The sequence below is a fragment of the Aquitalea denitrificans genome (genome assembly GCF_009856625.1).
GTDB lineage: Bacteria > Pseudomonadota > Gammaproteobacteria > Burkholderiales > Chromobacteriaceae > Aquitalea > Aquitalea denitrificans.
Genome location: NZ_CP047241.1, coordinates 350,296 through 375,753, shown reverse-complemented (window position 1 = coordinate 375,753; position 25,458 = coordinate 350,296). Strand labels below are relative to the sequence as shown.

Sequence of the window (25,458 nt, the reverse complement as noted above, 5' to 3'; positions counted from 1 at the left end):
ACCCGGATGGAGTCCGCTTGATGATCACGTCCCAACGCATGGAAAGCGACAGTTTTGGCAGCATCGCCGTAGCGGACGATGCACTGTGGGGAGCCGAGACCCAGCGTGCACTGCAACATTTCGCCATTTCAAACGAGCCGATGCCGCTAGCACTGATCCACGCGCTAGCCAGCGTCAAGCGGGCGGCGGCCCAGGCAAATATGGAACTGGGCTTGCTGGATGCCACCAAGGGAGAGGCCATTGTGCAGGCCTGTGATGAAATAGCCGCTGGCCAGCATGAGCGGCAGTTTCCGCTGTCAGTCTGGCAAACCGGCTCGGGCACGCAAAGCCATATGAACATGAATGAAGTGCTGGCCAACCGGGCAAGCGTTTTGCTTGGTGGCCATCCTGGCCAGCAGGCGCTATTGCACCCACATGATGAAATCAATATGGGGCAGTCCTCCAACGATGTCTTCCCCACCGCCATGCATCTGGCCGCGGCCCAAGGCATCCGCCACCAACTGCTGCCGGCACTGGGCAGGCTGCAACAACAGCTGCTTGCCAAATCGCAGGCCTTTGCCGGGGTGATCAAAATTGGCCGTACCCACCTGCAAGATGCCACCCCCCTGACGCTGGGCCAGGAGATATCAGGCTGGGTCGCCCAGTTACACCATGCCGAACAAGCCTTGCAGGGCAGCCTGCCCGCATTGTGCCAACTGGCAATCGGCGGGACTGCGGTAGGAACCGGTCTGAACACACATCCTCAGTTTGGCGACCGGGTGGCTGCCATCCTGGCAGCGCAAACCGGCCTGCCACTTTGCAGCGCAGACAACAAGTTTGCCGCACTGGCTGGACACGATGCCATGGTGATGACGCATGGTGCGATGAAAATGTTGGCCACGACGCTGATGAAAATCGCCAACGATATCCGCTGGCTGGCTTCCGGCCCGCGCTGCGGGCTGGGGGAGCTGATCCTGCCGGCCAATGAAGCCGGCAGCTCCATCATGCCGGGCAAGGTAAACCCCACCCAGTGCGAGGCTGTCACCATGCTGTGCTGCCAGGTGATGGGCAACGATGTGGCGCTGTCTATCGGTGCCGCTTCGGGAAATTTTGAACTCAATGTCTTCAAGCCACTGATTGCCTACAATTTTCTGCAAAGCCTGCGTCTGTTGAGTGATGGCATGGACAGCCTGGGTGAACACTGCATTGCCGGCATGCAGCCCGACCGCGAACGCATCGCCCAGTTGCTGGAGCGCTCACTGATGCTGGTCACCGCCCTCAGCCCTCACATCGGCTATGACCAGGCGGCCCGTATTGCCCGCCACGCACAACAGACCGGCTGTACGCTGAAGCAGGCAGCGCTGGAACTGGCCAGCATCAGTGAGGCCCAATTCGATAGCTGGGTGCAGCCTGGCAATATGGTGTAAGTGCTTGGTAACACTATCGTGCCGAATGTGCGCTTGCGCACAGTACATCCGCACTGCCGTTGCCAAGATTGTTTTCCATGTTCGGAACGGCAAGCCCCATCTGCAGGAGGCCACACCATGCGCAGCGCCAGTTATTTACGTGAATTCTCCTTTGGCAACGGGCAGATTGGTTTGTATTACGCACTGCCCTTGCTGGAACAGCAGGGCTTCGGTGCCATCTCCAGACTACCGGTTTCCTTGCGCATCATGCTGGAGTCTCTGCTGCGGCATGTGGGTGGCCAATATGTCAGCGAGGCCCATTTGCGCCAGCTCGCCAGCTGGCAGCCACAAGCACCACGCGAGACGGAAATTCCCTTTGTGGTGGCGCGCATTCTGCTGCAGGACTTCACCGGTGTGCCCCTGCTATGCGATCTGGCCGCCATGCGCGATGCCACCATTCGTCTGGGCCGGGACCCGGCGCTGATCACACCGAAAACTCCGGTGCATCTGGTAGTGGATCACTCGGTGCAGGTGGATTTTTTCCGTGAGCCCGATGCCTTGCAGCGCAATCTGCAACTGGAATACGAACGCAATGCCGAGCGCTACCGTTTCATCAAATGGGGCCAGCACGCTTTTGCCAATCTGCACGTCACCCCGCCGGGGCAGGGCATTGTCCACCAGGTCAATCTGGAGTACCTGGCACCCGGCCTGACCCGACAAGGCAAAATCTACTGTCCCGACACCCTGGTCGGGACCGATTCGCATACCACCATGATCAATGGCCTGGGTGTGCTGGGCTGGGGAGTGGGCGGCATCGAGGCGGAATCAGCCATGCTGGGTTTACCGGTGTTCCTGCTACAGCCGGATGTGCTTGGCGTACACCTGCACGGGCACTTGTCCACGGGAGTTACCGCCACCGATGTTGTCCTCACCCTGACCGAATTGCTGCGCAAGTCAGATGTGGTGGGGGATTTTGTCGAATTCTTTGGCAACGGGGCCGCCCGGCTCACCGTTCCGGACCGCGCCACCATTGCCAACATGGCTCCGGAATACGGTGCCACCGTGGCTTATTTTCCTCCCGACCACCAGACGGTGGCCTACCTGACGGCCACAGGCCGCGGCAGCGAACAGGTTGCCGCGTTTCAGGCCTATTTCCAGGCACAGAAAATGTTTGGCATGCCACGACTGGGAGAGATCGACTACAGTCGCGTCATCAATGTAAACCTGGCAGACATCAAGCCCTGCGTGGCCGGCCCGCGCCGGCCGCAGGATCGCATTCCACTGGACGCGTTGAAGCAAAGTTTCATCACCACCCTGTCCGCACCCACCGAGCGTGGCGGCTTCGGCAAGGGCGCTGCAGCCCCGGTCCGGCCAGCCGGATCGGCGGCAGACAAGCAGCTGACTCATGGCGACATCGTGATTGCCGCCATTACCTCCTGTACCAACACTTCGCATCCGGGCAGCATGCTGACTGCGGGTTTGCTGGCCCGGAAGGCGGTGGCATTGGGACTGGCGGTGCCATCTCATATCAAAACCTCGCTGGCCCCCGGTTCGCAAGTGGTGCGCGACTACCTGGAAGGTGCAGGGCTGCTGGAGCCACTGGCACAGCTTGGCTTTCGCCTGGTCGCCTATGGCTGCACCACCTGCATTGGCAATTCGGGACCGCTGGATCTGGCCTTGGAGCAACAAATTGCCGAGGGTGATCTCATCTGCGCTTCCGTCCTGTCCGGCAATCGCAATTTTGAAGCGCGCATTCATCCGGCACTACGCGCCAACTTCCTGATGAGCCCACCGCTGGTCGTGGCCTTTGCGCTGGCCGGGCGGATAGACATAGATCTGACTCGTGAGCCACTCGGTCAGGATAAACAGGGCAATGCAGTCTATCTGTCCATGCTGTGGCCAAGTCCGCAGGAAATAGACCGGGCCGTTCACGCGGCGGAAAATCCGACCAGCTACCCACGCCTGTACCAGATAGCGGATGACCCCTTATGGCAGGACCTGCCGCTTGAGACACAGCAGACATATAACTGGCCACGCTCCAGTTATATTGTCCGCCCTCCATTTCTGGATGATGTCACGCTACACCGCCTTCCACCCTTGCCACCGATACGGCAAGCCAGAGCCCTGGCGCTGCTGGGCGACTCAGTCACCACCGATCACATCAGCCCGGCCGGCAGCATTGCTCCCGACTCCTGTGCGGGAGGCTATCTGCAACAACTGGGTATCACGCCCCGCTTGTTCAACAGCTACGGATCGCGTCGGGGTAACCACGAAGTTATGGTGCGCGGCACCTTTGCCAATATCCGGATTCTCAACCTGATGTTACCGCCAGATGCCGACGGCAGGCCGATCACCGGTGGCTATACCCTGCATCAGCCTGATGGCATACAAGGTTTCATTTACGACGTGGCCCAACGCTATCAGACAGAAGGCGTGCCACTGCTGGTGATTGCCGGCAAGGAATACGGCAGCGGATCAAGCCGTGACTGGGCAGCCAAAGGCACCGCCCTGCTGGGAGTACGTGCTGTCATTGCCGAAAGCTTCGAACGCATTCACCGCGCCAATCTGGTTGGCATGGGCGTCTTGCCACTGCAATTTCGGGAAGACGACAGCATCAGCTCCCTCGGTCTGACTGGCCGTGAATTATTCACGCTTGAAGGGCTGGAGGATCAGTTGACCCCTGCACAGCCGGTGCAACTGCATATCGACTACCCTGATGGTCGCCACCGGGTCTGTAGCTTGCAATTACGTGTTGATACGCCGACCGAAGTCGACTACTGCCTGCATGGCGGGGTATTGCCTTATGTACTGCATCAATTGCTGAATGCATGAAGCCGCGCAGATCCAAGCGCGCAGGAGTGCATCCGCCTTACCGGCGGTGCTATTGATAACGACCAGTCTGGTCACAGAGCGGGCGCACTGCATGCTAACGATTGTGCAAGTCGCGATGATGGCTCCCATTGGCCATGTGTTTGATCAGCACAGATGCCCACCAGCGCCGATCCAATGGTTCCAGCACCATACTGGCTAGCGCCAGTCAGTACGGACACAGTACCAGCCTGCTCAGGATAAATACCCAGTGCACCGGCAATCGCATTGGCCACAATAAAGCCTGTTGAAGAAATGATCAGAAAAAGCGGAATAACCAGGCCAGGCAATGCTCCCCGGCCGGTTTTCGCATCAATGGTCAGCACGACTACGGCTACGGCGGCCACCATGGCTCCTTGCAACATCAGCCGGTCGCTGCCAATCCGACTGAGCAATCGCGCGTTGATTTGATTGGTCAGCATGATGTCGATCATCGCTATGCCGAATAGTAGGCCATACAACGGTGGCGAGATGCCATAGCCGGTGATGTAGGCAAAAATGCAGCCATAGAAGCAGGCCCTTGTTCCGGCATAGCCCAGTAGTCGACGGTGGCGCAATTGCTGCAGATCAACATGAGCTGCCCACTGACATGCACCTTGACTGCATGGCCGTCCCTCTCCAGTGCCCAGGCATACAAACCACCATGGGTGGGTAATCGAAAGTTGACGCAGAAGGACTGGCTGCAGGCCTGCCAGTGGATGGTTTGATACTTGGGAAGGAGGGAGGGGCTTGCTCATGCGGTTATTCTACCGATTGGACGCAAGCCCTGATATGTGCAACAAAACCCTGTCAGCGCATTCGTGCGCCGTATCAGGACTGAATCTGGCTTTGCAGATAGTTGGCCAGGCTGACATCCTTGATCAGGCTAAGCTGAGTCTCTAGCCAGTCTATGGTTTCTTCGCAGTGTTCCAGCAGTTCCTGTAGCAGTTCGCGGCTGACGTAATCCTGCTTCTGTTCACAATGGGCAATGCCATCCACCAGTTGCGGGCGCTGTACTTCTTCTTCGTAGCGTAAATCACTGCGCAGGCATTCTTCCACGGTTTCACCGATGTGCAGCTTGCCCAGGTCCTGCAGATTGGGTAGCCCTTCCAGAAACAGGATGCGTTCTATCAGCTCGTCGGCTTCTTTCATCACCCGGATCGACTGCTTGTACTGATAGTCGTTGAGCCGCTCCAAGCCCCAGTTACGGAACATGCGCGCATGCAGGAAATACTGGTTGATGGCGGTCAACTCGTTACGCAGCACATGGTTGAGCAGTTTGATGACGGTTTTGTCTGCTTTCATGGATATTCCTTACGCCATCTGGCTTTGCAGGTAGTTGGGGAGGCCGGTCAGTTCGATCAGTCGCAGCTGTTTTTCCAGGAAATAGGCATGATCCATTTCGGTATCATCCAGCTGGACCACCAGCATTTCTCGGCTGACATAGTCTTCGGCCTGCTCGCACTGGGCAATGGCTTTTTTCAGTTCGCGCGTTACCTTGTACTCCACCGCCAGGTCGGACTTGAGCATTTCTGGCACAGTACTGCCGATTTGCAGGGCTTCACGCTTGCTCAGATCCGGCTTGCCTTCCAGAAAGAGAATACGCTGGATGATGGCCTGGGCATGTTCGCGCTCGTGGGCGGATTCGTGCAGTGCTTTCTCAGCCAGCTTCTGCAAGCCCATGTCGGCATACATCTCTCCATGCAGCAGGTACTGATCGACGGCAGTCAACTCCCCTGCCAGCAGGGTATTGAGCAGATCAATAATGTCTTGTTTGCCTTGCATGTGAACAATCCTTCCAATAGTTGTATATGACAGCACCGCGAAGTGGCAGGGGTGGGTCCGGCATCACAGCCCGGTCGGCTGGCCTCTTCCCGGCCTTGATGCGTCAAGATGAATTGTAGCGGCGATGACAGCGCGCTGTGCATGGCCGCTACATGATCAATTTTGCATGCCAGTATTTACCGATATTTGCCGGGTGGTTTTACCCTGTCAGCCTAGCCGGAAAATACTGGAAAGTAAGCCATTTTCGCAGGGTTTTACCACGCAGGCATCCGCCATGCGCAGCCGCTCAGGATAACCGTGGACTGCCCATCAGGCGAATCAACGCGGTCTGCAGCTCGGAAACTGCCATGCAAAGTGCCTGAACCAGCGGGTGCTGCTCGCTGATGTCCTCATGCTGACGGCAATAATCCTCCAGTGCCTGGCAACTGTTTATAAGCTGGCCGGCGTTGATAATGCGGGCCGCACCCTTTATCTGATGCGCCACACGCGCAACACCGGCGGCATTGCCCAGCAATACCAGGGACTGCAATGACTCCATATCATCGCGCAGGCCCTGCAGCAGGTGCTCCAGCAGCTGCTGCAGCTGCTCGTCCTCCATAAAGGACAATTCATCCAGGCTATAGCTGATGCTGCCTTCCCCAGCCACTTTATTGTCGCGCCCGAGCATATGCTGCTGCAGACAGGCACGCAGACCGGAGAGGCTGATGGGCTTGAACAGGCAGTCGTCCATGCCGGCAGCGCGGCAGCGTTCCTTTTCGTCAGGCAGGGCATTGGCAGTAAAGCCAAGCAACAAAACAGGCGAACGCTGTTCCTGTTCCTCTTGCTGGCGAATTGCCTGCGCCAGCTGGTAGCCGTTCATCTCTGGCATGTTGCAGTCGGTGAATATCACGTCGAAGCTACCCTGTTGCCACATCATCAGCCCTTCCCTGCCATGCGGTGCGACCGCGGTCTGATGCCCAAGGTAGCGCAGCTGCTGGGATAGCAGCAGACGGTTTGCGGCATTGTCGTCCACCACCAGGATACGCAGCCTGAGCTTGTCGGCCTGCGATTGGGCGACTCCGGCATCCGGAGCGACCGGTTCGACATAGGGGTGATCGGATACCGGCAAGCGCAATTCGATGTCCAGCCGGGTTCCATCATAGGGTCGGCTGCTAAGCGCAAGCGATCCTTGCATCATTTCGCACAGCGTACGGCTGATGACCAGTCCCAGCCCGGTACCGCTGTGGACATCGCGCGCCACACCGCGCGCCTGGCCGAAGGGCAGGAACAGACGCTGCTGATCCTCCTCGGAAATACCGATACCGGTATCAGTAACCCGGATCTGCACCAGCAGCTGCTGATCCGGCAGCACGCTCTGGCGGACTCGTACCGTCACGCTGCCCTGGGAGGTAAATTTGATGGCATTGCTGAGCAGATTGGACAGAATCTACTTGAAGCGCAGTGGATCGAGCATGACCTGCCACTGAACCGGCGTAGCCGGATCGACATCCAGAAACAGGCCCAGCTGCTTTTGCCGTGCCAGACCATCAAAGATACGCACCACCGAGTTGGCCTGCTCCAGCAGATTGCATGGTTCGGGATTCAGGCTCAGGTGTCCGGACTCGATGCGGACAATGTCCAGAATATCGCCGATCAGCCCCAGCAAGCCCTGCGCCGAATCATAAGCCACCTGCAGCGAGGGCTGATCTACCACGCCATGGTCGGCCTGACGCAGGGCCAGTTCCAGCATGCCGATCACGGCGCTCATCGGCGTACGGATTTCATGGCTCATGGTGGCAAGAAAGGTGGTTTTGGCCTGGCTGGCCTTGTCTGCCTGCTCTTTGGCGGCTTGCAGTTCTTCAATCAGCTGGCGACGCTCGCTGATGTCTATCCAGCCGCAGATGACACCACGGATCACCCCTTCGGTATCCCGGAATGGTTGTATCCAGTGAAAGGCCGACACATGCTGCCTGTTAAGCATTACCTCCCGGTCACGCTGGATCGGCACTCCGTACTCGATCGCTAGTTGATAATCCTGTGCCAGCGTGGTGCGGGTCTTGTCGTCAATATCGATAAGGCCGCCAATATTGTCGCGATGGCTCATGGCCTCTTCCCGCGTCAGGGCCAGCGCTTGCAGATAGTGTTCGTTACAGCTTAGCAACTGGCCTTTCCGGTCCAGCACATAAACGGGATAGGGTGTGACATCAATCAGCGTGGTCATGAAGTTGAGCTGGTCGTTCAGGGCCTTTTCCGCAGTCTGCCGCTTGGCAATCTGCTTGCGTAAACGGTTATTCCATACCAGTGAAACCAGCAGCAGAATACTGGCCACGGCGATGACCAGATAAATCAGTCCCAGGCTGTAGTCATACCAGCTCTGATTGCTGGCACCAACATTGGTACGCCAGCGTTCGTTGAACAGGTTATCCAGATTTTCCGGGCCGATGCTGAACAGGGCCTTGTTGATGATGGAACGCAGAATGACCTCGTCCGTCTGCATGGCCAGTGACAAGACATTGGTGGGCAGACCGGTGATGTTTACCTCTCGCAATTTTCCATTGAACAACAAGGGCAGGTAGTAGCGGCTGTTCATGGTGGCCACCAGCGCCATGTCTGCCTTACCATTTTCCACCATGTCAAAAGCAGAAACCGGATTGTTCACTTCCTTGAAAACGGCACCCGGCAGAACCTTCTCCCAATCCATGCTGGCAATCAGCCCTCGGCTTACTGCGATAACCTTGTTGCGCAGGTCAGATACATCTCTGGGTGCATCGGTATTTACCCGGACCACCAGATTGTATGAAAGCGGCGTTACCGGCTCGGACAGCAACAAGTTATTGCGGCTGCCACTACCATGGACGGACACAATCGCCAGGTCAGCCTGGTTATGCAGCATCAACTCCAGGGTATTCTCCAGCGAATGGGATTTCTTTACTTCCAGACGCACTCCGATACGCGGCGCAATCAGATCCAGCAGTTCGGCTGTCGCCCCGCGCCATACGCCCTGATCATCAAAAAACGAAATCGGTGCCAGCGTATGACTGGCGGCCACCCGCAAGACCGGATGTTGTTTCAGCCACTCCCGCTCTTCTGCGGTGAAGGCGATGGGAAACGCGTAAGGCTGCAAGAACATGGCCCCACCGCTCCAGCGCTGGATCAACTGCTGCTGTTGCTGCTCGCCCAATTGCCCCAACACCTTGTCCACCACGCTTTGCAGCCGGCCTTGGCCCTCCGGCATGGCAAACGACCAATTGCTGTCCCAGCGTGCACGCCGGATGATGCGCAAGTCATCCACCAGGTTCTGGTTGGCTTCATAGTTGACACCGGTGGCATCACCCATGAACAGGTCGATCTGGTGTGCCTGCAGTGCGGCCAATCCTTTGGCTACCGAGTCGAAATAGGCCAGGTCCGCTTCGGGATAAATCTCCCGCACAAGCGTTGGGGAATGGTATAGCGGCCGCATGCCAATGCGTACCTTGTGCGGGTTAGGTTCCTCATACCCCACCATGATCGGCATATCGCGCAGATAAGGTTTGCTCAGGTGCATTTTGTGAAGCTGCAACTCGAAGGGCGTAACTGCACTGACCAGGTCAATTTCCCCGCGGGCAAGCGCCTCCAGAGCTTGCTGACGGCTGGCGTAGTGGAGCACCTGCGGCTTCAGCTTGAGTGTGCGGGTGAGATAGCCGAAAACATCGGCACTGACACCCTGAAATGTGCCACTCGGGCTGCTGATATCCAGGGGCGGCAAATCCCTGGCAACACCCAGTCGCAAGCTTGGCCGCGACTGCAGCCATTGCTCATCTTCCACAGTCAGGCTCAGGTTGCCAGGAATATTCAGTGGCTGGGCCTGCAATGACAATGACTGCGGCGCAAGCACTGCAGCGGCCATGGCAGGAATGGCGAGCAGACAACACCACACGATAAACCCGCGTAAAAATAAGTGCATGAATTTCCCGCTGCCTAGGGGTTGGAATGCCCCCGTCTGTTTTTATTCATCCGTGTGTAGTGCCCATAAAGCCCGGGGCTCTGCGATCGGGAAGACCAGATAGAGGCAATCTGGCCTTCCTGCAAAAGATACGTGGACGCTAGTATTTTTCTAGCAAACATCTTCTGGAGAGTATTGGTGAAATTTCCCAAAAACACTAAGTATGACTTTTAGACAGTTGCATTTTGACAGCGAGATGGGGTCGGTACTGCCGTGGGAGGCGTCAGGCTCGGGAGCAACTTCAAGAGGGGAAAGGCAGAATCAAGAAATGATTCTTACAGGATACGACAACAGCCTTACTGCAGATCCTCCACTTTTTCCATTTTGCGGGTTCGGATATCCACTACCCGGTGAATTTCTACCCGGATTTCTTTCTTGTACAACAGATACATCAGCTTTGCTGCCTTGCGAGCTTGGTCGTGCGTGGTATGCCATGGCCCGCTGTCATCAACGCCGAATTCCGGTGAAATCAGGCGTAATCGATACATTTTGCCTCCGTTTACTCAACTTTACGTATTCATGCGTGCATTTGATTGCATGATGCCAGAAAACCCCTGCCACGCGGGAAAACGCCAAAGAAAAAGCCGGCAATGCCGGCTTTCTGGTCATATCTGCCACAAGGATTCAGTCAGCTCTGCACGTGGATGGAATGGTTCAGCGGGAAACGGACCGCAGCCATTGCCGCGGCAATCTCGCTTTCACGCCCAGCCCAGTAACCCAGCCGCAGCAGACAGTCAATCGCTACCAGGGCGGCATCGATCATGAAACGCTCAGCCACCAGCAGATCTTCGACCTCCGCCAGAGACAGGCAAACATGCTCGGCCACTTCGCCATCCTGATTACAGGGCTGTTCGCTGCCGGAAAGCCACAAGTCGTAGACATGCAGCCATTCGCGATGCAGGCCACGTTGTACCGGTCTTTCCGCCAGCAGCAAACCGGTTTGCGGCAGCAGTTCCAGCCTATCTGCCGGAATGCCGGCTTCTTCCCAGCCTTCGCGCTCCAATGCCAGTTCAATCGATTCGCCTGCGGCAATTCCGCCGCCCATCAGATTGTCCATGCGGTTGGGGTCAACCGCCTTGTCCGGGCTGCGGCGTCCCACCCACATTTTCACCTCACCGGCAGCGGTGCGGGTGAGGCCATTCAGATGCACGGCCCGGCTGGTTAGCCCCAGCGGACGAAAAGCGGCGCGCTCCAGTTCAAACAGGGGGGTGGAATCCGGCAGGAAGGCGGTGAAGTTTTCATTACGCCAGCCATTGAGCCAACCGGCAGCCTGCCAGCGCCGTGCGGCCTGGTTCAACTGGATGCTGATGGCGGCATAGTCACCAGCCACCTTGCAGACGAGTCCTTCGGGCTGCAAACCGAACAAATCGGCTTCGCTTTCCAGCAAACGCGCCAGCCAGACCTGATTGACACAGCCCATATGCTGGCCTGCGATAAACAACGGGGTGAATGCGCTGCGATCGAAACGGGTGATCTTGGCCAGATACCCCAGAACTCCATCCACTTGCATGATGACTCCGAACAGACTGCCTATTGCGGGAAGGCGCCATCATAGGATGCAGAACCGGTTTTGCCCAACTTTTTCAGCATCTTGCGTGCTGAAAACGGATATTCCATTTGGAAGTGTTGCAGAAATTCACCTGCGCACTGCACCCAGCAAATCTGCCAGCCCGGAATGACGCTCCGGCGCCAGCTGCACGGCATGGGTCCAGACCGCATCGCTGCCTGCTACGGCAAAGCGGCTGCGCGCGCGGGTAATGGCGGTGTAAACCAGTGCCCGGTTAAGTACCGGCGCGGGGCTGGCCGGCAATTGCAGCCACACGGTATCAAACTCCGAGCCCTGGCTTTTGTGCACGGTCATGGCAAACACGGTTTCATGCTGTGGCAGACGACCGGGAGCAAACTCGCGCCAGCTGCCATCTGCGGCAGGAAAAGCCACCCGCAAGCCCTGGGTACGTTCCACCGCAAAACCGATATCGCCGTTGAACAGGCCGACACCGTAATCATTGGCGGTAATCATCACCGGTCTGCCGGCATACCAGTCGCGCCCGGCCTGCTTGCGTCCTTGCTGTTCCAGCTGGGTTTCCATGCACAGGTTCACCTGTGCCACCTGACTGCGCTCGGCTGCCAGCAGCATGAAGCGGGAAAACGCAGCCTGCACTTCATCCAGCGGTCTGTCTGCCGCAATGGCATCCAGATAAGGCCGATACTGCTGCCACAAGGCATGCTCTGCCAGCTCCTGCAGCTGCGAGATATCTGTATATTGGCCAGCCTGTAGCAACTGCAAAGCGGGTAAAGCGGCACCGCGGTTGACCAGGCCGGCCAGCGCACCGATGCCGGAATCAGCACGGAAGCGGTGGCTGTGCGTTAGTAACACAACACTATCGGCCAGTGCAGCAACTTGCCCTTCATCAGGCGGCAGCGTACCGGCACCAGCCTGCTCCATCCAGGCCCGTGTTGCCGGCAGGTAGGCCAGCTGGCTGCACAGATCTCCCAGCACCGCACCGGCATCCACCGAGACCAACTGGTCGCGATCACCCAGCAAAATCAGCCTGGCCTGTGACGGCAGGGCCTCGAGCAGACGCGCCATCATGGCCAGATCTATCATCGAAGCCTCATCCACCACCAGTACATCCAGTGGCAAGGGCTGGCCGGCATGGAAACGGGCCTGTGCCGCACCAGGCCGCAGGCCCAGCAGGCGATGCAGGGTTTGTGCCTGCTGCGGCAGCTGGCTGCGGACGGTATCGGCCACAGGCAGTGTGTCACGCGCGCTGCGAACCGACTCACTCATACGTGCGGCAGCCTTGCCGGTGGGCGCTGCCATGGCCATCACCAGCGGGCGTTCAGCCAGCGTGGCCAGCATGGCCAGCAAGCGCACCACGGTGGTGGTCTTGCCGGTTCCCGGCCCGCCAGATACCACCAGCAGCCTTTGCCGGGCTGCCAGTGCCGCGGCCTGTTTCTGCCGGTCTGGCTGCAGGTTTTGACTGGCGGGAAACAAGGTATCGAGCACCTGCCCGACCTTGGCGGCATCCTGTGGCAAAGTGGCTGAGGCCAGCTGAACCAGGCGGCGGGCCAGGTTTTGTTCGTCAAACCAGTGATGGGCAAAGTACAGGCGGCCAGCCGCATCCAGGATGAGCGGGGCATAACTGCCCGGCGCACCCAGCAAGGGCGAGGCTTGCAGGTTCCGCCGCTCCGGACGGTGGCCGATGGGCAGACAGACATGGCCGGACTGGTTGGCTGCTGTCAGTTCGCTCACCAGAGCCAGGGTATTGTCATCCAGAGACGGATCCAGCCGCAAAAACAGCTGTGCCAGCTGGGATGGGAGCAATGGTTCGCTGGCTGGCTGGTTCATCCGCGCGGCTTTTGGAAAATGGCCTTGAGCTTGCCATTGGCTTGTAACTGGCTAATGGCCCGGTTAAGGGCCGGCACCCAGTGGCGATATTGCGGGTGAACCCGTAGCATCACCGCTTGCACGCTGATCATGCCACCCGGTTCGCAGCGCAACTCTTCCGGCAGCATGCCAAGCCGTTCAATCTGCCGCCGCTCCAGCACCACGGCCTGCAAGCGGCCCAACCGCAACTTGCCCAGCGCCTCGTTTTCACCCTGCGACAGTTCGTAGCGCACACCATTACGCTGCAGGTCGGGCTCGAATGCCACCAAGGGCTGCCCTTGCAGCAGGCCAATTGTCTGACCATGCATATCCTCCAGCGTGCGCGCGGCACGGCTACTGCCGGCGCGGGTGCACAGCTGGTAGTCCAGCGTACCGATGGGCTGGGTATAAAAACCGCCCACCGGCGACAGACTGCGCCAGGCGGGATTAACCCCTACCTCCACATCCAGCCTTGCGATTTCAAACAGCTGCTGGATTCGCAGCGCCGGATAGTATTCGATCTCGAAACGCACGCCGCTGAGCTTGCCGATCTGCTCCAGCGCTTCGCGGTAGATGCCAGCCATCGGGCTGTCCGGCGTGAAATTGTAGGGACCGGCATTGTCCACGACCACGCCTGCCCGCAAATTCACCTCGGCAGCCTGCGCCGGGGACAGCAGCAGGCAGCACAGCAGCAACAGGAAACTACGCACCAAGCCTGGCCTCCAGCGCGGCGCAGATGGTGCTGAGCACCTTGATGCGGGCGTAATATTTGTTGTTGGCTTCCACCAGCGTCCACGGCACCTTGCTGGTGCTGGTGCGATCCACCATGTCGCTGACCGCCAGTTTGTAGGCATCCCATTTTTCACGGTTGCGCCAGTCTTCCTCGGTAATCTTGAAGCGTTTGAAACCGGTTTCTTCGCGCAATTTGAAGCGGGCCATCTGTTCTTCATTACTGATGGCCAACCAGAACTTGAGCACGATGGCACCGTTTTCACTAAGCTGGTGCTCGAAGTCATTGATTTCATAATAGGCACGCATCCAGTCCGGTTCGCGGGCAAAACCTTCCACCCGCTCCACCAGCACGCGGCCATACCAGGTGCGGTCGAAGATGGTGATGCCGCCCTTGCCCGGTACCTGGCGCCAAAAACGCCACAACCAGGGCTTGGCACGCTCTTCCTCCGTGGGGGCGGCAACCGGAATCACCCGGTAGCTACGGGCATCCAGTGCCTGGGTAATGCGGCGGATGGTACCGCCCTTGCCAGCGGCATCATTGCCCTCAAAGGCCAGCACCAGCGAGTGATTGCGAAAGCGCTCGTCCCGAGTCAGGCTGTTTAGCCTGCCTTGCAGTTCCGCCAGCCGCTTCTTGTACTCGACCTTGTCCATTTTCTGGTCCAGCTGCAGCGTGTCCAGAATCACCTTGTCGTCGATCGGTGCCAGCAGCGGCGGCGCTTCGGAGGCATCCGCCGTATGGCCGTTCTGGCTCATGCGGTTGCGGATGGCCTTGAGGATGGTCTGACCCACGGTCAGGCTGCGGAAATTGGCATCCTCGCCATCCACCACGATCCACGGCGCATAGGCCGTGTTGGTCAGGCGGATCATGTGCTCGCCATATTTGCGTATGGTGTCGTAGCGCTCCATATTGGCCTTGTCGTCGGCCGTCACGCGCCAGCGGGTGGCCGGGTCTTTTTCCAGCTCCTTCAGGCGCTTGCGCTGCTTGTCCTTGGTCAGGTGGAACCAGAACTTGAGAATCAGCGCGCCATCCTGGCTGATCATGCGTTCCAGTCGCATGATGTCGAAGATTTCACGGTCGAAGGCGTCGTGGTCGATCTGCTCATACACCCGATCGAACAGGGCATCCGAGTAGTAAGAGCCAAAAAACATGCCGATACGCCCCTTGGCCGGGAGTTTCTGCCAATAGCGCCACATCCAGGGCCGGGCGCGTTCTTCGTCGTTGGCCGTGGAGAAGGCCACGGTGTCGATCAGGCGCGGGTCCAGCCACTCGTTGATCAAGTTCATGGTTTCGCCACGGCCAGCACCGTCAAAACCGTGGATCAGGATCAACACCGGAAAATCGGCCTTTTCTTTCAGGTCGTACTGCACATCCAGCAGCGCCTCACGCAATACCGGTACCTGTTCGCGGTAGCTGTCCTTGTCGATGGCATGGCCGATTTCTGCCGATTCAAACATTCCTGTCTCCTGGGCTGACCCGCAGCCATTATGCGATCCTGCCACGCCGGGCAGGTCTGATCTTTAGCAGTCTACTCTATGCCAATGGCAAGGCAATGCCCAGCATCCTCAACACAGCAAAGCATCCAGCGCTGCCAGCAAACCGGCCGAGGGGCGGTCGTGCCACACCCCCATGCCTGGCTGACCCATGCCGCGTAGATAGAGATAGCGCACACCGGCAAAGCGACTGGCAAAATCCTGACCCCGGGCGGTGAAATAACGCTGCAGGGCCACGCAGTAAATCAGGTATTGCAAATAGTAATGCTCACGCGCTACCGACTGCAGCAGCGCCGCCGGGGCGTAGTCCTCTGCATGGTTACCCAGGTGATTGGACTTGTAATCCGCCAGATAAAACTGGCCGCTGGCTTCGAATACCAGGTCGATAAAACCCTTGAGGTAGCCATGCACCGTGTAGAAATCCAGCCCGGCAGCCGCCTGGCGCAAGGGCTCGGCCAGGCCGTAGGCGGGATCGGCCAGCACCGCGCGCAGGCGGGCCACATCCAGCTGCTGCACCGGCAGGGTGAATTCCATCTCCACCAGCCGTTGCCCCGGCCTTACTGCGGACAGGCGAACGCCAGGGTCAAGCTCGGCATCCAGCGTCTGGCGCAGCAATTGCATGGCCGCTGCTTGCCATTGCTCGGCAAAGCCGTGCCGGCGCAATTGTTCGGCCACCGGGGCCTGCAGTTCGGCATCGCTCATGCCGAAGTCGATGTTCTCGAACATGGCATGCAGGCAAGTACCGGCCCGTGCACCACGCGGAAAGGCAAACGGGCTGTCGGCCGGCGGTACCTCATCCTGTTCCTCCGCCAATGCAATCTGGCTACGGTCATGGTCTGGCCGTTCCGTGGCCTTGCTGGCCTGCCCATGGGTGAGTGAGGTAAAGCTGGCAACACGCCACGGGCTGTAAACCGTCCGCAAGAACAGGCGCGCACTATAGTCCTGCTCTGCCTCCTGCGCCAGAGGCAGTGGATTCACGCTTTGCTGCAGCGCCCGCACTGTCAGCGCCTGTGGCAGGGATTGCTGCCATTGTGCCAATTGGCTTTCCAGCTGGGCGGCATTGAAATCCAGCTCACGCAAGGCAGGCAGATCGGGACAGTCCTGCGCATGCAGCAACCAGGACAGTGCTGCGGTCTGCATGTCCTTGACCCAGCCCCAGGCCAGGTACTGCCGATGCTGGGCACGCGTCAGCGCCACATACAGCAGGCGTAGTTTTTCCGCCAGCATTTCACTGCCGGCCTGCTGGCGCACTGCGGCATCAGCCAGTACGTCCGGAGCCAGCATGGCCCTGTCTTCAGCGCGATAGCGCCAGAAGCTGGTATTACGGCGCTCCAGTGCGCCATCCCACAGATAGGGGCAGAACACCACCGGGTATTGCAGACCCTTGGAGGTGTGGATGGTGACGATTTTCACCAGAGCGGCATCGCTCTCCAGCCGCAGCATGGCGTCCTCGCCTCCTGCCGGGCGGGCAACCCTGGCTTCCAGCCAGGCCAGCAAGGGGGCCATGCCGTGGCGGCTGTCACTTTCGCTTTGCAGCAGCTCGGCCAGATGCGACAGATTGGTCAGCCGCCGTTCGCCATCAGGCAAGGGCAGCAGGCGCAGGGCAAGCTGCTCGCGCGCCATGAACTGCCGCCAGGCACGCATGAAGCCATGTTCCAGCCAATACTGGTGGTCGGCAGCATTGGCCAGCAGCCGGGCTTCCCAGCGGGCTTCGTCTTCTACATCGCCCAGTAGCCGGGCTGCATCCAGGCCGTACAGTTCGGTAACCAGCGCAATACGCAGGCGGCTTTCGCTGGCCGGTTCGGCCCAGGCGCGCAGCAGGGCCAGCATCTCGCCGGCTTCCCGGCTGGCAAACACGCTTTCCTGGGTAAGTGCCACGCTGGGCACACCGCGCTCGGCCAGTGCCTGGCGCATCTGGTCGCCCTGACGGTGGGTGGATACCAGCACGGCAATATCGCCCCCGCGCAAGGGGCGGCGCTGTTCGGTCTTGATGATGGCCGCCCGGTCCTGTGCGGCCAGGGTCAGCAGGCGGGCAATTTCATGGGCGCAGCCCTGGGCGCTGGCGCGGGCGGCACTGTCCTTGTTCAGCGGTTTTTCACTCTCAGGCGCTTGCCACAGTACGGTGAAGGCTGCGTCGTCGTCGTCCACCTCCAGCACTGCACCGGAGCTGGGTGCAGCATGTACCGGCTGGTAGCCGATATCATCCAGCAGGAATGGCCGGCTGCGGCTGAACAGCTGGTTGACGGCAGCCACCAGCGGCGCATCGGAACGGCGATTGGTGTCCAGTGAGTACTGCTGTGCAGCCGGGGCATCGCCACGTGCATCCAGATAAGCAAAAATGTCGGCACCACGGAAGCTGTAAATGGCCTGCTTGGGGTCGCCCACCAGAAACAGTGGCCGCTGTTGCAGGGCAAAGCAGTGGCGGAAGATGTCGTACTGGATGGGGTCGGTATCCTGGAATTCGTCGATCAGCGCCACGCGGAAGCTGCGTGCCACGGCGGCAGCCAGTTGCGCCCCGCCAACCGGGTCGGCCAGCGCATTGCCCAGTTCGGTGAGCAGATCGTCAAAGCTGCGCACCCGCTCCTGGCTGCGGCGGCGGGCCAGTTCCTGGTTGACCCAGTCAATCAGCTCCAGCTTGAGCCCGGCCAGCGACAATTGCAGCTGCGCCAGATAGCCGTCCCAGGCCTCCAGCCAGTCACCGATGCGCTGGAACAGCGCATGTTCCGGCGCGACAAAACCTTTCTTCATGCCCTTGGCCAGTGCGGCCGGGGTCAGCCGTGTCAGTTGCTTGAGTGCGTCCTTGCCGACAATGGGCAGGCTGTCCGGCTCGGCCAGCCACTGCTGCAGCTCGGCCAGACTGCGCTCAAGCTGGGCCGGGCTGTGGCTGGTGGCCTTGAAGCCCTCCGTCGCCAACAGCAGCTCACAACCGGTCTGGATGGTGAGGGCATCGCCGGCCAGGCTGTGCCAATGCTGTTGCACCAGCTGCAGTGCCTGCTGCAGATCGTGAGCAGAGGGCTGCACCAGCTGCAGGTAGGGCTTGGCCAGCCAGGGGCGGATCTCCGTCAGCCAGCCATCCGGCGTTTCGCCAGCTTCGGCCAGTACCTGCGACAGCAAGGGGCTGGTTACCACCCGCTGCCGCCAGAAATCATCCACCACCTCCACCAGCAGGCGGTCGTCGTCGCTGACCAGCTCGGCAGCAAAGGTTTGGCCGCTTTCAAAGGCGGCATCGGTCAGCACGCGCTGACAGAAACCATGGATGGTGTAGATGGCGGCGGCATCAAAGCCGCTGATGGCCGCCTGCAGCCGCTGTACCGCCAGATCACGCCCGCTGCCCGCCACAAAACGGGCGGCCAGGGCCTGTAGGAATGGGTTGGAAGTGGGCTCGCCCTGCAACACGGCAAGAAAGTCACTCAGTTGCTGACGCAGGCGCTCGCGCAGTTCGGCGGTGGCAGCCTTGGTGTAGGTCACCACCAGCAGGCTGTCGATGCCGGGCGGTGCTTCGTTGTCCACGTCCTCCAACAATAGGCGCAGATAAAGCGCGGCGATGGTCCAGGTTTTGCCGGTACCGGCAGAGGCTTCGATCAGGTTGACGCCCGCCAGCGGGCAGTTGAGTGCGTCCAGTGCTTGCAGACTCATGCCTGCCCCTCCAGCCTGGCTACCAGCGGCAGCAACAGGGTTTGTGCCAGCTGGGCAAACAGCGGATCTGCCAGCGGGTCCAGATGACGGAACACCAGCCGGTTAACCGGTTCTTCACCCTGCGGGGTGGCAAAGTCAGCGACGAAGCTAGGGTCCCACTTGTCCAGCGCCTTTTCTAGCGCCAGTTGCGGGGCATCCTCCTGCTTGTACAGCTGCTCGGCATAAGCCCAGCTGGTACGGCCAAAAAATGGCAGTGGCTGCTGCTGCCCCTGCTGCCAGCGCACCACCCAGGCTTCCAGCAGCATGGTGGCATCCGGCTCATCATCCAGATGATAGTGGCCGCTGTCGTCATACAATATTGATTGGCAGGCGATGCCAGCCGGACGCGTTGCGCACAACAGCAGGTGCACAAGCCACCATTCCAGTCGTTCGGCTGCATTCATCTTGCCGATCACCAGCCGGATCTGCCCTTCCGGCCGCAGGCCACCCAGCTCACCAGCCAGCGTGGTGCCATGCAAGGTAAGGCTGACTGGCACCGGTGGCAGGGTAGTTTCGGTCAGCACCGCGGGCAGGCGGTGCGCCAGTCTCGCTGAGCTGGCGGTTTCACTGTCCAGCCAGGCCAGCCCCAGTTGTGCCGGTGGCAACAAGCCGGCACCGACCAGCCGCTGCCGGACAGGAACTACCGGCTTGCCAGCCAGCATGCGTTCCACCAACTGGGTACGGATGGTGCGGCTGGCGTCCCGGTCCACACTGAAGGGTTCGCGCACCGGCAGCTCTTCTGCCTCACCATGCAGGCGTATGGCCAGGCGCTCGGCCAGCCAGGCACGCGGTGGGTTTTTCCAGAAACGGATAAAGTCATTTACATGCACCACACTGCTGGTCTTAGCCAGCGGCAAGACACCGGCAAACGGCTGCGGCTGAGCAGGCGGTGCCGCCAGGGCGGAGGCAAAGCTGGGGTCGAAACTGGCCAGCTGCGTATCCTTGCCGTCATAGCTGCGCGGTGAAAAGGGCTGCAAGGGATGGCGTACCAGCAGTTGCCCCGCGGCCTCATCGCCACACATGGCCTGGAAGCAATCCAGCAGTTCGGCAATCAGTGCAGATGGCGGCAACGGCTCGTTATTGCGGGCGGACAGGCCGACATAAGACAGATACAGCCGCTGGCGGGCTGACAGAATGGCTTCCAGGAACAGGTAGCGGTCGTCAAAGCGGCGCGAACGGTCGCCCCGGCGCGGGTGACGTGCCACCAGGTCGAAGCTGACTGGACGCTCATCGCGTGGATACGCACCATCGTTCATGCCGATCAGGCACAGCACCTTGAAGGGGATGGAACGCATCGGCACCATGGCGCAGAAGGTGATGCCGCCAGACAAAAAACCTAGCGGTGAGGCCACGGTGAGCTTGCGCTGCAGCCAGTCGCGCAGCACCTGCAGGCTGAAGGGCTGGGTGAAACCGGCCATGGCGGCATCATCCACCAGTTCCTGCAGGGCGTCGCGCACCACATCCAGCGCCAGTTCCGCCTCATCATCTACCGCAAACAGCTGGTCGATGCCTTCCAGCAGGCGTGCCGCCCAGCCAGCGGCATCGGTGGGGATGGCCCAGCCAGTGGCCAGCGCGTCCAGCACCGCATAGCAGCTGGCAAAGCGAGCCAGCACCTCGCCCAGTTGTCCGCCGGCCCCGCCCTGTGGCAGCAGGCCGGCAAACAGGCCGCTATCGTCCCCGGCCATCGCCGGAGGCAGGATGCTGCCCAACAACAGCCGGTCCAGCCCCCAGCGCCAGGTAAACAAGGGATCGGCGGGCAGGCCCAGCGCTGCCTTGTGGGCGGCATCGCGGCCCCAGCGGATGCCGCTCTGCCGCACCCAGTCCTGGATGAAGGGCAGGTCTTCGGCTTGCAGGCCGAAGCGTTGCAGCAGGGCCGGGCTGTCCAGCAAGGCCAGTACCTGATCGGCAGCAAAGCGCGAATCCAGCAACTGCAACAGTGTGCCGATGGCGGCCAGCAAGGGCTCTTCGCGCTCCACCTGCCGGTCGGCAATGGCATAGGGCAGGCTGGGCGCATCGTCGCGCTTGCCAAACACCGCGTCGATATACGGTGCATAGCTGTTGATGTCCGGCGTCAGCACGGCAATGTCGGCGCTGCTGAGCGAGGGGTCATCCGCCAGCATGGCCAGCAGGCGGTCTTTCAGTACTTCCAGTTCGCGCATCGGGCCGTGGGTGGCATGCAGCTCCACCGAGCCGTCATCCGCCGCCAGCCACTGGCCATCCTCGCCCGGCATCTGTAGCTGCAGGATGTCGCGCTGCAAGCGGGCCAGCAGGCTGTCACCGGCCGGTTCGGCAAACAAGGGCCGGGCGTCCAGCTCGGCATCGGCGGCAATCAGTTCGAAAAAGTCGCGCCCCTGCTTGCCCAGCGAGGCCAGCAGCGGGTGGCCTTCGGTGGCGAACAGATCGCCCTTTTCACGCAGCTTGAGCTTGCGCCGGTTATCGACAATATCGCCCCAGTAGGCTTCGCAGGGGTTGAGGGTGAACAGGCAGACATCGGTGAGTTCGGCCAGGCGCTTGATCAGCGCCAGATACATCGGCGCCAGGCTGGCAATGCCAAACAGGGTGATGCGCTCCGGCAGGTGTTCCGGCCGCAAGGCGGCAAAGAACTCGTCCAGCATGCGTACGCGGTGGCGGCCAGGGTCCTGCGCGGCCAATTGCTGCCACAGCGCGGCCTGCCAGGCTTCGTCATCGCCCAGATCCAGCCGCTCTCCGGCTTCCCAGGCGCGAATCCAGTCCGGGCGGAACACCAGGTACTGGTCGAAGATGTCGGCCACCTTGCCGGCCAGCTCGAACGCAGCCGCCTCGCCACCGGCGGCATAGCGCTGCAAGGGGGCAAACACCTCGCCTTGCAGGGTGGGCAGCAGTTCCATCAGGCGCCAGCTCAGCACTTCCGGGCTGAATGACGATTTGCGCGGCAAGCCGGGAATGGCCTTTTGCATCAGCCGCCAGGCAAAGGCAGCCGGCAAGACAAAGTCGGTATTGGCGGCAATGCCGCATTGCTGCGCCAGGTCCAGTGTCATCCAGCGCCCCATGCCCCGGCTTTGCACGATCACCGTTTCGGCGGCAAACGGGTCGCTCAGCGGCTGTGCCTGCAACATGGCGGCATAAAGCTGGCCCAATTGCTCCAGACGATTGGACTGATAGAGAAAAAGCATGGTCAGGAACGCTGATGAAACGAAGGCTTCAGTGTACCATCAGCCTTTGGCCCTCATCACCCCATGCTGAAGGCATAACCGGCAGGCAGAAGCATGAACACTTATCAGATTCTCAAGCATGCACACATGGGCATGGCCTATCTCACCATCACCCTGTTCGCCCTGCGTGGCGGGCTGATGCTGGCCGACAAACAGCAAATCCTGGCCAGCAAGCTGCTGCGCATCCTGCCGCATGTGATTGATAGCGCGCTACTGGTACTGGGCATCACGCTGGTGGTGGTGGGCGGCTGGCCGCTGCTGCAAACGCCGTGGCTGCTGGCCAAGATAGCCGGCCTGCTGGCCTATGTGGCGCTGGGCACCATCGCGCTGAAACGCGGACGCACCAAGCAGATACGCAGCATCGCCTTGCTGGCCGCGCTGCTGGTGGTGGCGTATATCGTGCTGGTGGCCAAGACCAAGCTGGTGCTGCCGTTCTGACCCGGATTCCCGGATGAGGGACGGCCTGCGCCGTCCCGGCAACGCCCCACTCCCTACTCCCCCGTCCCCCCATCCAGCCGCTTGACCCAGAACAAGTCCCGCGCTGCAACGCTCTGCTAATGTCTGGCGGTTTCAATTGTGGACATCTTGCCATCATGCCTGCCACACGCCCCCTGCCGGAGCTGGTTTGTCCGGCGGGCAGCCTGCCTGCCCTCAAGGCAGCCGTGGATAACGGTGCCGACACCGTCTACCTCGGCCTGAAAAACGACACCAATGCCCGTAACTTTGCCGGGCTGAATTTTGACGACCGCACCGCCCGCGAGGGCATCCACTACGCACACCAGCATGGTCGCAAGGTGCTGCTGGCCATCAACACCTATGCCCAGGGCGGTGACATCAGCCGCTGGCATCGCGCCATCGACGAAGGCGCGGCACTGGGAGTGGATGCCATCATCCTGGCCGACATCGGCCTGATGAAATACGCACGCAACCGTTACCCGGACCTGCGCCTGCACATGTCGGTGCAAAGCTCCGCCACCAATTACGAAGCCATCAACCTGGCCCAGGAAATGTTCGACATCCGCCGCGCCGTACTGCCGCGCGTGCTGACGCTGGACCAGGTCAAGCAGGTGATCGACCACACCAATGTGGAAATCGAGGTATTCGGCTTTGGCAGCCTGTGCGTGATGGTGGAGGGCCGCTGCCTGCTGTCCAGTTATGCCACCGGCGAATCGCCCAACAGCCACGGTGTGTGCTCGCCAGCCAAGTTCGTACGCTGGGAACATGGCCAGCAGGCACTGGGCGCACGACTGAACGGCATCCTGATCGACGAATACCAGCAGGGCGAACCGGCGGGCTATCCCACCTTGTGCAAGGGCCGCTTCGAAGTGGAAGGCGACACCTATTACGCACTGGAAGAGCCCACCAGCCTCAATGTGATGAGCATGCTGCCGCAGATCATCGACATCGGCGTGGCCGCCATCAAGGTGGAAGGCCGCCAGCGCAGCCCGGCTTACGTTGCCCAGGTCACCCGCACCCTGCGCGAGGCGCTGGATGCCGCCGGCCGCGAAAGCCAGCGCTTTGCCGTGAAACCGGCCTGGACCCAGGCGCTGTCCAAGCTGGCGGAAGGCCAGCAACAGACGCTGGGTGCCTACAACCGGCCCTGGAAATGACACACCGTGTGCCGGCAGGCAAGCGCCGTGCCGGACTCACAAGCAGGCCTGACATGAAAACATTGCAACTGACACTGGGCCCGGTACTGTTTTACTGGTCCCGCGACGATATCCTGCGCTTTTACAGCGAAGCCGCCGACTGGCCGCTGGAAACCATTTATCTGGGCGAGGCAGTCTGCTCGCGCCGCCAGCAATTGCGCGGCCAGGACTGGATCAGCCTGGGACGCGAACTGGCCCAGAACGGACGCCAGGTAGTGCTGTCCAGCCAGGCGCTGATCGAAAGCGAATCCGATTTGCGCCGCCTGCGCAAGCTGGTGGAAAACGGCGAACTGCAACTGGAAGCCAACGATCTGGGTGCCGCCCGGCTGGCACGCCAGCAAGGCCAGCCCTTTGTTGCCGGCCATCACCTCAACATCTACAACGCCGACACCCTGGCCCTGATGCATTCACTGGGAGCGCGGCGCTGGATTCCGCCAGTGGAGATGGACCGCGACACGCTGTCAGCCGTGCTGGGCCAGGCGGCGTTCAATGGCGTACAGATCGAAACCGAGCTGTTTGCCTGGGGCAGGCTGCCACTGGCACTCTCCGCCCGCTGCTTCACCGCGCGGCATTACAACCTGTCCAAGGACGACTGCCAGTTCCGCTGCATGGAGCACCCGGACGGCCTGCGCCTGAACACGCGCGAACAACAGGCCTTCCTCACCATCAACGGCATCCAGACCATGTCCGATGGCTGCCACTCCTTGCTGCCGCACCTGGCCGACATCAGCGCCATGGGCATAAGCGCCCTGCGCATCAGCCCGCAATGGCAGCACACCGCCAATGTAGTCAGCGGCTACCGGCAGGCCATCGACGCCATTACCGCCCAGCAAAAACCGGCGGTGGACCTGAGTCCGTATTCCGACAGCCGGCTGGTTGACGGCTACTGGCGCGGCACTGCCGGCATTGCCGCCATAGGAGAAACCCACCATGCGCATTCCTGACCTTACCCTGCCCCCCAGCCTTGCCAGCGTCCTGGGCAAGCTGCCCAGCTCGCCACCTTGCTGGGCACTGGTTACCACCCTGAACCAGCTAAAAAAGCGCGAGATCCTGCCGGTGGACATGAGCCTGCTGGCCGGGCACAGCTTCGAGGTACACATTCTGGACGCCGACATGCGTCTGCACTTTGTTGCTGACATGGAACGCTTCAGCGTAGGCAGCACAACGGGGGAGCCTGATCTGCGCCTGAGCGCCAATCTGGCCGACTTTGCCCGCATGATGCTGCGCGAAGAAGACCCGGACACCCTGTTCTTCAATCGCAAGCTGATTATCGAAGGCGATACCGAACTGGGGCTGATCGTGAAAAACCTGCTGGACAGCGTGGACTGGAGCACTACTCCGCTACAACGCTTTATGGCGGTATAAACCGCCC

General features: G+C 60.5%; 18 protein-coding genes. 6 read left to right on the top strand and 12 right to left on the bottom strand.

Going from position 1 to position 25,458, the window contains the following annotated elements; all coding sequences use genetic code 11:
- Positions 1-20 precede the first annotated feature (20 nt).
- Together fumC and acnA are read left to right on the top strand one after the other, a co-directional pair.
- On the top strand, positions 21-1,406 hold the full coding sequence (fumC, locus tag GSR16_RS01700; protein ID WP_159874862.1) for a class II fumarate hydratase: 1,386 nt from the start codon (positions 21-23) through the stop codon (positions 1,404-1,406).
- A 117-nt stretch (positions 1,407-1,523) separates the two neighbouring features.
- Complete coding sequence (gene acnA / locus GSR16_RS01695) at positions 1,524-4,217, top strand: aconitate hydratase AcnA (protein ID WP_159874861.1); 2,694 nt, start codon at positions 1,524-1,526, stop codon at positions 4,215-4,217.
- 71 nt (positions 4,218-4,288) lie between these two features.
- Here the strand turns inward: acnA and GSR16_RS01690 are convergent, their stop codons facing one another.
- The 12 genes from GSR16_RS01690 to recC form a co-directional block, all read right to left on the bottom strand.
- Positions 4,289-4,990, bottom strand: a complete 702-nt coding sequence (locus GSR16_RS01690) for an MFS transporter (RefSeq protein WP_159874860.1) — start codon at positions 4,988-4,990, stop codon at positions 4,289-4,291.
- A gap of 73 nt (positions 4,991-5,063) precedes the next feature.
- A complete protein-coding gene (gene bfr, locus GSR16_RS01685; protein WP_159874859.1) occupies positions 5,064-5,537 on the bottom strand; it encodes a bacterioferritin in 474 nt (157 codons plus the stop codon).
- A gap of 9 nt (positions 5,538-5,546) precedes the next feature.
- A complete protein-coding gene (gene bfr, locus GSR16_RS01680; RefSeq protein WP_159874858.1) occupies positions 5,547-6,017 on the bottom strand; it encodes a bacterioferritin in 471 nt (156 codons plus the stop codon).
- 286 nt (positions 6,018-6,303) lie between these two features.
- Positions 6,304-7,431, bottom strand: coding sequence for a response regulator (locus GSR16_RS01675; protein ID WP_276608572.1), 1,128 nt, complete (start codon positions 7,429-7,431; stop codon positions 6,304-6,306).
- A 12-nt stretch (positions 7,432-7,443) separates the two neighbouring features.
- Entirely contained in the window at positions 7,444-9,939 is a 2,496-nt protein-coding gene (locus GSR16_RS01670) for a transporter substrate-binding domain-containing protein (RefSeq protein WP_159874856.1), read from the bottom strand.
- Between the two features lie 335 nt (positions 9,940-10,274).
- The gene (locus GSR16_RS01665) at positions 10,275-10,466 is read right to left on the bottom strand and encodes a hypothetical protein (RefSeq protein ID WP_159874855.1); all 192 of its coding nucleotides are present in this window, start codon (positions 10,464-10,466) and stop codon (positions 10,275-10,277) included.
- 140 nt (positions 10,467-10,606) lie between these two features.
- Positions 10,607-11,488: an NUDIX hydrolase gene (locus GSR16_RS01660; RefSeq protein ID WP_159874854.1), complete on the bottom strand. Its 882-nt coding sequence runs from the start codon at positions 11,486-11,488 to the stop codon at positions 10,607-10,609.
- Positions 11,489-11,614: 126 nt separating this feature from the next.
- Positions 11,615-13,330, bottom strand: coding sequence for an exodeoxyribonuclease V subunit alpha (gene recD / locus GSR16_RS01655; RefSeq protein ID WP_159874853.1), 1,716 nt, complete (start codon positions 13,328-13,330; stop codon positions 11,615-11,617).
- Positions 13,327-14,061 carry a substrate-binding periplasmic protein gene (locus tag GSR16_RS01650; RefSeq protein ID WP_159874852.1) on the bottom strand — a complete coding sequence of 245 codons (735 nt, stop codon included), beginning with the start codon at positions 14,059-14,061 and terminating at the stop codon, positions 13,327-13,329. The genes recD and GSR16_RS01650 overlap by 4 nt, the downstream gene beginning before the upstream one ends.
- Entirely contained in the window at positions 14,051-15,535 is a 1,485-nt protein-coding gene (gene pap, locus GSR16_RS01645; RefSeq protein ID WP_159874851.1) for a polyphosphate:AMP phosphotransferase, read from the bottom strand. Before pap ends, GSR16_RS01650 begins: the two co-directional genes overlap by 11 nt.
- A 108-nt stretch (positions 15,536-15,643) precedes the next feature.
- On the bottom strand, positions 15,644-19,207 hold the full coding sequence (gene recB, locus GSR16_RS01640) for an exodeoxyribonuclease V subunit beta (RefSeq protein WP_159874850.1): 3,564 nt from the start codon (positions 19,205-19,207) through the stop codon (positions 15,644-15,646).
- Complete coding sequence (recC, locus tag GSR16_RS01635; protein ID WP_159874849.1) at positions 19,204-22,398, bottom strand: exodeoxyribonuclease V subunit gamma; 3,195 nt, start codon at positions 22,396-22,398, stop codon at positions 19,204-19,206. The genes recB and recC overlap by 4 nt, the downstream gene beginning before the upstream one ends.
- Positions 22,399-22,491: 93 nt before the next feature.
- Here recC and GSR16_RS01630 point away from each other — a divergent pair, with 93 nt between their 5' ends.
- From GSR16_RS01630 to ubiT, 4 genes are all read left to right on the top strand, one after another.
- Positions 22,492-22,875, top strand: coding sequence for a SirB2 family protein (locus tag GSR16_RS01630; RefSeq protein WP_159874848.1), 384 nt, complete (start codon positions 22,492-22,494; stop codon positions 22,873-22,875).
- 155 nt (positions 22,876-23,030) lie between these two features.
- Positions 23,031-24,047 carry a ubiquinone anaerobic biosynthesis protein UbiU gene (gene ubiU, locus GSR16_RS01625; RefSeq protein ID WP_159874847.1) on the top strand — a complete coding sequence of 339 codons (1,017 nt, stop codon included), beginning with the start codon at positions 23,031-23,033 and terminating at the stop codon, positions 24,045-24,047.
- Positions 24,048-24,100: 53 nt separating this feature from the next.
- Positions 24,101-25,030, top strand: a complete 930-nt coding sequence (locus GSR16_RS01620; RefSeq protein ID WP_159874846.1) for a U32 family peptidase — start codon at positions 24,101-24,103, stop codon at positions 25,028-25,030.
- The gene (gene ubiT, locus GSR16_RS01615; RefSeq protein ID WP_159874845.1) at positions 25,017-25,451 is read left to right on the top strand and encodes a ubiquinone anaerobic biosynthesis accessory factor UbiT; all 435 of its coding nucleotides are present in this window, start codon (positions 25,017-25,019) and stop codon (positions 25,449-25,451) included. The genes GSR16_RS01620 and ubiT overlap by 14 nt, the downstream gene beginning before the upstream one ends.
- The last annotated feature ends 7 nt before the right edge of the window (positions 25,452-25,458 follow it).